Source organism: Vibrio sp. 10N.222.55.C6 (genome assembly GCF_041473395.1).
GTDB lineage: Bacteria > Pseudomonadota > Gammaproteobacteria > Enterobacterales > Vibrionaceae > Vibrio > Vibrio crassostreae_C.
In genome coordinates this window covers 1-337 of the sequence record NZ_JBFRSD010001061.1, presented here as the reverse complement: position 1 = coordinate 337, position 337 = coordinate 1, and the positions used below count along the sequence as shown (strand labels likewise).

The 337-nt window shown below is 40.1% G+C and carries 1 pseudogene; it reads right to left on the bottom strand.

Going from position 1 to position 337, the window contains the following annotated elements:
- Positions 1 to 103: 103 nt before the first annotated feature.
- Positions 104 to 337: pseudogene (locus AB4486_RS27545) on the bottom strand (hypothetical protein); the annotation flags it as partial.

Genomic DNA, 337 nt, shown 5'->3' with positions numbered 1-337 from the left:
AACCCATAGCTCAAAGTTGAGTCCAATGGCACTTCCCCGTACCAAGACGGGGAGGCGAAAGCACAAGCACTCGACAGGGAGATGATTAGCGCTATTATTTTCATTAGTCTTCTTTTTTACCTGGGTTTGGCGCTTGCATTATTGTCCAACTACCATCTAGTCCGTACTTATCATAGATATTAATTGCAATACTTCTTCCTGTTTGAACTGCTGACATAACGTAGCTTCCACGATATACACCGTAATTCAGGTTTCCTTCTGAAGTTTTAATAATCTTTTCGTAGGTATTCGATTGAGTAATAGCTAGTTGATTTTTTTCTAACGGTCCACTTAGTAC